The 8575-nt window shown below is 72.1% G+C and carries 1 protein-coding gene; it reads right to left on the bottom strand.

The window, feature by feature from the left end:
- On the bottom strand, positions 1-8575 hold an 8575-nt coding region (locus tag ACIPXB_RS36915), incomplete at both ends, for an amino acid adenylation domain-containing protein (protein WP_401457365.1).

The following is an 8575-nucleotide window of genomic DNA, read 5'->3' as shown; positions in this document are numbered from 1 at the left end:
TCCGCCGTCAGACCCGGACGACCCACATACCCACGCGCCAGACCCGCACCCGCCACATACAACTCACCCGACACACCCACCGGCACCGGCGACAACAACTCATCCAGCACGAACACCCGGGTATTGACCACCGGCCCACCGATCGCCACCTCCCCAGCCCCCGCAACACAACGCCACAACGTCGCATCCACCGTCGTCTCGGTCGGACCGAAGGAGTTGAACAGCCGGTGACCACGCGCCCAGCGCGCCATCACGTCCGGCGGGCAGGCTTCACCGGCGGTCACCAGCACGACGTCCGAGCCGATCGACGCCTCGTCCAGGGTGGCCAGCACGGCCGGCGGCAGCGTCACATGGGTGACCCGCTGCTCCGCCAGGAACCGCGGCAGGGCCTCCCCCAGCCGCTGCTCCTGTGGGATCACCACCAGCGTCGCCCCCGTCAGCAGGGCCATGAACCACTCCCAGCCGAAGGTGTCGAAGCCCGCCGAGGCGAACTGGCCCACCCGTGAGCCGGTACCGACGCCCAGATACCGCGCCTGACCCGCGACCAGGCTCGCCACACCGGCGTGCGAGACCAGCACGCCCTTGGGCCGACCCGTCGACCCCGAGGTGTAGATCACGTACGCGGCGTGCTCCCGCGACGCGGCCGGGCCGGGCGGCGTTCCGTTCTCCGCCAGGGCCGGCTCCGCCACCGTCTCCGGCGCGTCCACCAGCACCGCAGAGCCGGGGACGACCGACGCCGTGCCCGAGGAAGCCAGCACCACCACCGGCTTCGCGTCGTCGAGCATGTATGTGATGCGGTCCACCGGGTAGGCGGGGTCGATCGGCATGTACGCGCCGCCGGCCTTCGCCACCGCCAGCAGGGCCACCATCAGATCGACGCCGCGCTCCAGGCACACGGCGACCACCGACTCCGGGCCCACGCCCTTGCCGGTCAGCAGCCGCGCCAGCCGGTTCGCCCGCGCGTCCAGCTCCGCGTACGACACCTCCACCCCGTCGGCGACCACGGCCACCGCGTCCGGCACCCGCGCCACCTGCGCCGCGAACAGCTCCGCCACGGTGCCCGGCGCCACCTCGGCCGCCGTGTCGTTCCACTCCACCAGCATCTGCTCGCGTTCGGCCGCGCTCAGCACCTGCACGGCACTCAGCCGAAGCTCCGGGTCGCCGGTCAGCACGTCCAGCACGTGTTCCAGGCGAGCCGCGAGCTGCCGGGCGGACTCCACGTCGAGCAGGTCCGCCGCTGCGGTCACCGAGCCCACCACACCTGCGGGCGTGCCGCGCTCGTCGAACCTCTCGGTCACGATGACGTCGAGGTCGAACCTGGCCAGCGCCACACCCGTCGCCATCGGCTCCACGCGGACACCGGGCAGGTCCAGCACCGCTTCCTCGGTGTTCTGCAGCGTGAGCATCGCCTGGAACAGCGCATGACGGGACATGGAGCGGCTGGGGGCCAGCTCCTCCACCAACCGTTCGAACGGAACGTCCTGGTGAGTGAACGCCTCGAGGCTGCGCTCCCGCACCCGGCCCAGCACCGCACGGAACGTGGGCTCTCCCGACAGGTCGGTGCGCACCACCAGGGTGTTGAGGAAGAAGCCGACCAGGTCGTTCAGGGCCTCGTCGGTCCGGCCGGCGTTGGGCGAGCCGATCGGGATGTCCGTGCCGGCGCCCAGGCGGGAGAACAGGACCGCCAGGGCCGCCTGCAGCACCATGAACACCGTGACGCCCTCGGCCCTCGCCAGCTCCACCATCCGGGCGTGGACATCGGCGGGTACCGCGACCGGCACCTGGTGGCCGAGGTGCGAGGGTACGGCCGGGCGCGGGCGGTCGAAGGGCAACGCGAGCTCCTCCGGCGACCCTTCCAGGGCGCTCCGCCAGTAGTCGGCCTGGCGGGAGATCACGCTCTCCGGATCGCGCTCGTCGCCCAGCAGACCTCGCTGCCACAGCGCGAAGTCGGCGTACTGGACGGGCAGCGGCTCCCACTCCGGTGCCCGGCCCGCGGTGCGCGCCGCGTAGGCCACCGAGATGTCCCGGGCCAGCACGCCCGTCGACCATCCGTCGCTGGCGATGTGATGGAGGGTCACCACCAGGACCTGCTCTTCCGGACCGGTCCGGAAGAGCCATGCCTTGATCGGCAGCTCCGACGCCAGGTCGAAGAGGTGATTCGCCGCACCGGCGACCGCGGAGTCCAGCGCGTCGGCCGCCACGTCGGCCACCGACAGATGCCACTCCAGTCCCGCCATCGGGAGGACCTGCTGGTACGGCTCGTCCTTCACGAGCGGGAAGACCGTGCGCAGCACTTCGTGCCGGCCGATCACGTCCAGCAGTGCCGCGTTCAGTGCTTCCGGGTCCAGCCGGCCGGCCAGCTTCAGCGCGACCGGGATGTTGTAGGTGGCGCTGGGGCCCTCCAGCTGCCCCAGGAACCACAGGCGGCGCTGCCCGTACGACAGCGGTACCCGCTCCGGCCTTTCCCCGGACGTCAGCGCCACCCGTGCCGTGTCGGCGTCGGTCAGGCGTGCCGCCAGACCGGCCACCGTGGGGGCGTCGAACAGCATCCGCAGCGGCGCCTCGACACCCAGGACCTTGCGGATCCGGCTCATGAGCCGCGTGGCGAGCAGCGAGTGGCCGCCCAGGGCGAAGAAGTCGTCGTCCACCCCGACCTTCTCCAGGCCCAGCACCTGTGCGAACACGGCGCACAGGAGTTCCTCCTGGAGGGTGACGGGGCCACGGCCCGTACCCCTGGTGTACTCCGGGGCCGGAAGTGCCGCGCGGTCGAGCTTGCCGTTCGCCGTCAGCGGCAGGGCGTCCAGCACCGTGACGGCGGACGGCACCATGTGGCCGGGCAGCTGCCGGCCGACGAACTCCCGGACCGACGCCGGCAGCCCGACCGCGCCCTCGACGCCGACCACGTATGCGGCGAGCAGCGTGTCACCCGCGGACTCCTGCCGCGCGACCACGACCGCTTGGGCGACCTGGGGGTGGGCGGCCACCGCTGCCCGGACCTCGCCCAGCTCGATCCGGAAGCCGCGGACCTTCACCTGGTCGTCGGCCCGGCCCAGGTACTCCAGGTTCCCGTCCGGGCGCCACCGCACCAGATCGCCGGTGCGGTACAGGCGTTCGCCCGCCGCGCCGAACGGATCGGCGACGAACCGCTCCGCCGTCAGCCCGGCGCGCCCCAGGTAGCCGCGCGCCAGTCCGTTCCCGGCCAGGTACAGCTCACCGGCGGCGCCCACGGGGACGGGCGACAGCGCTCCGTCCAGCGCATACGCGCGCGTGTTGCCGATGGGCACACCGATCGGCACGTCCGTCACGCCGGGCCGGCCCTGCCACACGAGGGCGTCCACGGTCGTCTCGGTCGGGCCGTAGGTGTTGAACATCCGCCGCCCGCCGGCCCAGCGGTCGACCAGCTCCGGCGGGCACGCCTCGCCACCCACCTCCAGCACGAGCTCCGCACCGACAGAGCCCTCCTCGAGACCGGCCAGCACGGCGGGGGGCAGGGTGGCGTGCGTCACCCCGGACTCGGCGAAGAACTCGGCCAGCTCGGCACCCATCCGCCGACTCGGCGGGACCACCACGAGCGTCGCCCCGTACGTGAGGGCCAGTGACCACTCGAGACAGAAGTTGTCGAAGCTCACCGATGCGAACTGCGCCACCCGGGAGCCGGGACCGGCCCCGAAGCGGATCAGCGCCGCCACCGTGTTGGCGAACGCCCCCAGCGGGACGCCCACCCCCTTGGGCCGGCCCGTCGACCCCGAGGTGTAGATCACGTAGGCCAGCTGGTCCGGCTGCGCAGCCGGCCGCCCGGGCAGGGCCGGTCCCGCCTGCTCGCGGAGCACCTCAGCGGAGTCCACGAGCGCCACCGGCAGCTCAGCCCCCTCCACCACCGCGGCCGTGCCCGCCGACGCGAGCACCAGCGCCGGCGCCGCGTCCTGGAGCATGAACGCGATCCGCTCAGCCGGGTACTCCGGATCGAGCGGCAGGTAGGCGGCACCCGCCTTCAGCACCGCCAGCACCGACACGACCAGGTCGACACCCCGGTCGAGCGCGAGGGCGACCACCGACTCCGGGCCGACGCCGCGACCGGCGAGGAACCGGGCCAAGCCGTCCGCCCGCGCGTCCAGCTCCGCGTACGAGACCTCCACGCCGTCGGCCACCACCGCCGCCGCATCCGGCGTACGGGCCGCCCACTCCTCGAACAGCCCGATCACCGGCACCGGGGGTACCTCGACCGCCGTGTCGTTCCACTCGGCGAGGACGCGGCTCAGCTCCTCCTCGGCCAGCACCGGGAGCGTGCCGAGCGCCCGGTCGGCGCCGCCCGCCAGCGCCGTCTCCAACGAGTCGACCAGGTGATCGGTCGCGGTGCGCAGCAGCACGCCCACCGCCCACGGATCGGCCGGCGCGACCGCCTCGACGGCGAGCGAGATCGACTCGCCGTCGTCGTCGACCGAGATGCTCAACGGGTAGTTGGTGCGCTCCTGGGAGAACACCGTGCGCATGCCCTCGAAGGCGTCGGCCGTCGCCTGCCCGGCACTCCGGGCGGGGTTGTGCCGGTAGTTGAAGAGCGAGGTGAACAGGGGCGTGTCAGCGCCGACTCCGCTCGCCCGCTGTGCCAGGGCCAGTGATGCGTGCTCGTGTTCCAGCAGTTCGGCCAGCTGGCTCCGCATCGCCGACACCGCTTCCAGCGCTCCGAGCCGGGCGGTGCGCAGCCGCACCGGCAGGGTGTTGATGTACGGCCCGAGCACCAGCCCGGAACCGGTTCCGGTGCTCATCCGGCCCAGCAGGACGGTGCCGAAGACGACGTCCTCGCGGTCCGAGACCGCCGCGAGCACCCGGGCCCACGCCACGTGCATCAGCGTCGCGGGGCTGGTTCCGAGTCTGCGTGCGACGTCGCGCAGTCGGCCGTTCAGCTCCGGTGCGAACGGCACGACGGTCAGCACCGAGCCGGTGCCGTCACCGCGCACATCCGTCATCCCGTACGGGGCGGTCGGCTCGTCGACGTCGGACAGCAGCTCCGTGAAGTACCGCTCGTGCTCGGCCTCGGCGTTCCCCCCGCGGGCCTGCGCCACGAGGTTCCGGAACGGCAGCGGCTCGGGGAGCCCGCTCCCGCGCCCGGCCATGAAGGCCTCCACCTCGCCGATCAGGGTCTCCACCGCCGTGTGGTCCTGCACCATGTGGTGCAGTCGCAGCAGCGCGAGCCTCCGCTCGGTGCCGGGGAGCACCGCGACGTGAACGGTGATCAGGGGAGCACGGTCGAGGTCCATCGAGGTGCCCACCCGGGCCAGCAGATCGGCCACCGGATCCGTCGCGTCCGGGTCGAGGGCCACCTCGGTGACCGGCAGGTCGGCGTGCCGCCGGACCACCTGCACCGGCTCGCTCAGCCCCTCCCAGACGATCGAGGTCCGGTAGATGTCGTGCCGGTCCATCACCTGCTGGAACGCCCGGACGAAGCCGTCGAACCGTTCGGGTGAGTCGAACTCGACCACCGTCGGAAGGACGTACGCGTCCACACCGCCCTCGGCCAGCAGGTGGTGGAAGAGCAGGCCCTCCTGCAGCGGGGCCAGCGGATAGATGTCCGCGATGTTCGCGGCGCCGCCCTCGACGGTGGCCACGATCCTGGCCACCTCCTCGGCGGTGAGGTCCACCAGCGGCAGCATCTCCGGGGTGATCTCCCGCGCGTCGGCGGGGATCAGGTTCGCCGGCACCTCCACCTGCGCGGCGCCGGTGGAAGCCGCCAGGCCGGCCGGGGTCGGCGACTGGAAGAGCGCCCGCACGGACACGGACACGCCCTGCAACCGGAGGTGCTCCGCCAGGCGCACGGCGAGCAGCGAGTGACCGCCGAGCTCGAAGAAATTGTCCTCGACACCCACGTGATCGAGACCCAGCACCTCGGCGAAGGCGGCACAGGCGATCTCTTCGCGCGCGTTCGCCGGGCCGCGGCCCGCACCCGCCGTGTACTCGGGAGCCGGCAGCGCCTTGCGGTCCAGCTTGCCGTTCACGTTCAACGGCAGGGCGTCCAGGACCACGACCGCCGACGGCACCATGTACTCCGGCAGCAGACCCGCGGCGAAGTCCCGGACGGAGCGGGGCAGTTCGTCGGCGTCCCCCTCGGGCACGACGTAGGCGACGAGACGGGTGTCTCCGGTGGCGTCCTCGCGGGCCACCACCGCCGCCTGCGCCACCCGCGGGTGCGCGGCGATCACGGCGTGAATCTCGCCCGGCTCGATCCGGAAACCGCGGATCTTCACCTGTTCGTCGGCGCGTCCCACGTACTCCAGCCGGCCGTCCGCATGCCAGCGGGCGATGTCACCGGTGCGGTACATCGGCACACCGGCTTCGAACGGGTTCGCCACGAACCGCTCCGCCGTCAGACCCGGCCGGCCCGCGTATCCACGCGCCAGCTGAGGACCGCTGACGTACAGCTCACCCGCAACACCCGCCGGAAGCGGGTCCAGCCCCGAACCCAGCACGTAGACCTTCAGACCGGGCAGGCCGGGTCCGATCAGGCTGCCGGCCCGTTCCCCGCCGACGGACGCCGAGTCGAGAGCCAGGTAGGTGGTGTGCACCGTGGTCTCGGTGATGCCGTACATGTTGACGAGTACGGGTGCGTCTTCCGGATGACGGGTGTACCAGTCACGCATACGTCGCAGGTCCAGCGCTTCGCCACCGAAGATCACCCGGCGGAGCACGAGTCCGTCGCTCAGATCGGGGTTCTGCGCGTCCGCGTGCATCAGCTGGTAGAAGGCGGACGGCGTCTGGTTCAGCACCGTCACCCGCTCCGCGACGAGCAGGCGCAGGAAATCGGCGGGTGAACGGCTGACGTCGAAGGGCACGACCACCAGGCGGCCGCCGGACAGCAGCGCCCCCCACAGTTCCCAGACCGAGAAGTCGAAGGCGAAGGAGTGGAACCACGTCCACACGTCATCGACGCCGAAACCGAAGAGCCCCTCCGTGGCCCCGAGCAGATGCGCCACGTTCTTGTGCGGGACCACCACACCCTTGGGTCGTCCCGTCGACCCCGACGTGTAGATGACGTACGCCGGATGCTGGGGCAGCAGGGTGCCGGCGCGGTCCTCGTCCGTGAGCTCGGCGCCGCTCAGGGTGGTGAGGTGAGTGATCGTGTCGGGGTCGTCGAGCACGATGCGGGCCGGCTCGTCCGCCCGTGCCGCGCTCCGCGTGTCCTCACCCAGAGCCGCCTGCGCTTCCCGGGTGGTGACGACGAGGGCGGGTCGGGCGTCGCCGAGCATGTGGGCGATGCGGTCGGCCGGGTAACCGGGGTCGATCGGCAGGTAGGCGCCACCGGCCTTCAGCACCGCCAGCAGGGCCACCACCAGATCCGCCGACCGGTGCATGGCAACGGCGACCAGGGACTCCGGACCGACACCGTGCCCGGTCAGGAGCCGCGCCAGTCGGTTGGCCCGGGCGTCCAGCTCGGCGTACGACACCTCCACGCCCTCGGACACGACGGCGATCGCCTCCGGAGTCCGCGCCACCTGCGCCTCGAACAGCTCCGGCAGCGTCGACCCCGCGACGTCTTCGCCGGGACCGTTCCACTCCACCAGCATCCGGTGCAGTTCCTCGCGGGCCAGCACCCGGACCGTACGAAGTGCCGTGTCCGGTTCCCCGTCAAGTGCCTGCTCGACCAGCGGAAGCAGGGTCTCGACCGTCGTCCGCAGGAACGTGCCCACAGCCCTCGGGTCGATGGGAGCCACCGCATCGACCGCCAGCGACATCGTGTCCCCGCTGTCGTCGACCGAGACGGTCAGCGGGTAGTTGGTGCGCTCCCTGACGGACAGCACGCGGATGCCGTCCGGACCGCCGTCGTCCGCCCGCTCGACTCCTCTGCCGGTGTTGTGGCGGTAGTTGAGCAGGGAGGTGAACACGGGAGTGTTGCCCGACAGTCCGCTGGCCTGCTGGGCCAGGGCCAGCGGGGCGTGCTCGTGCTCCAGCAGCTCCGCCAACTGGCCACGCATCGCGCCCACGGCTTCCAGCGCGCCCAGCTCACCGGTGCGCACCCGCACCGGCAGCGTGTTCATGTACAGCCCGGCCACCCGGTCGGCGCCCGCGCCGGCGTTCATCCGGCCGAACAGCACCGTGCCGAAGACGACGTCGTCGTGGCCGCTGACCGCCGCCAGCACCCGGGCCCACGCCACGTGCATCAGCGTCGCCGGACTCGTCCCCGCCCGCCGCGCCACCTGACGCAGCCGGCCGACCGTCTCCGGCGCCAGCGACACCACCGCACGTTCCACAGCGGCACCGTCACCACGGACGTCGGCCACTTCGTAGGGTGCGGTGGGCTCCGTCACATCACCGAGCAGTTCGGTGAAGTACCGCTCGTGTTCCGCGCGTTGCATGCCGCCGCGTACCTGCGCGACGAAGTCGCGGAAGGGCAGCGGCTCGGGCAGTTCACCGCCACGCCCGGCCAGGAACACCTGCACCTCGTGCAGCAGCACCTCGAGCGCGGTGTGGTCCTGCGCCAGATGGTGCATGCGCAGCAGCACCAGCCAGCTGTCACTGCCCGGCCGTGCGGCGGCGTGCACGCTGATCAGCGGCGCCCGGCCCAGATCCATCGACAGCCCGGCCA

This window comes from Streptomyces sp. NPDC090022 (assembly GCF_044748145.1).
Classification (GTDB): domain Bacteria; phylum Actinomycetota; class Actinomycetes; order Streptomycetales; family Streptomycetaceae; genus Streptomyces.
Note: the sequence above shows the minus strand (reverse complement) of the source record. Positions and strands in the feature narration are given on the sequence as shown.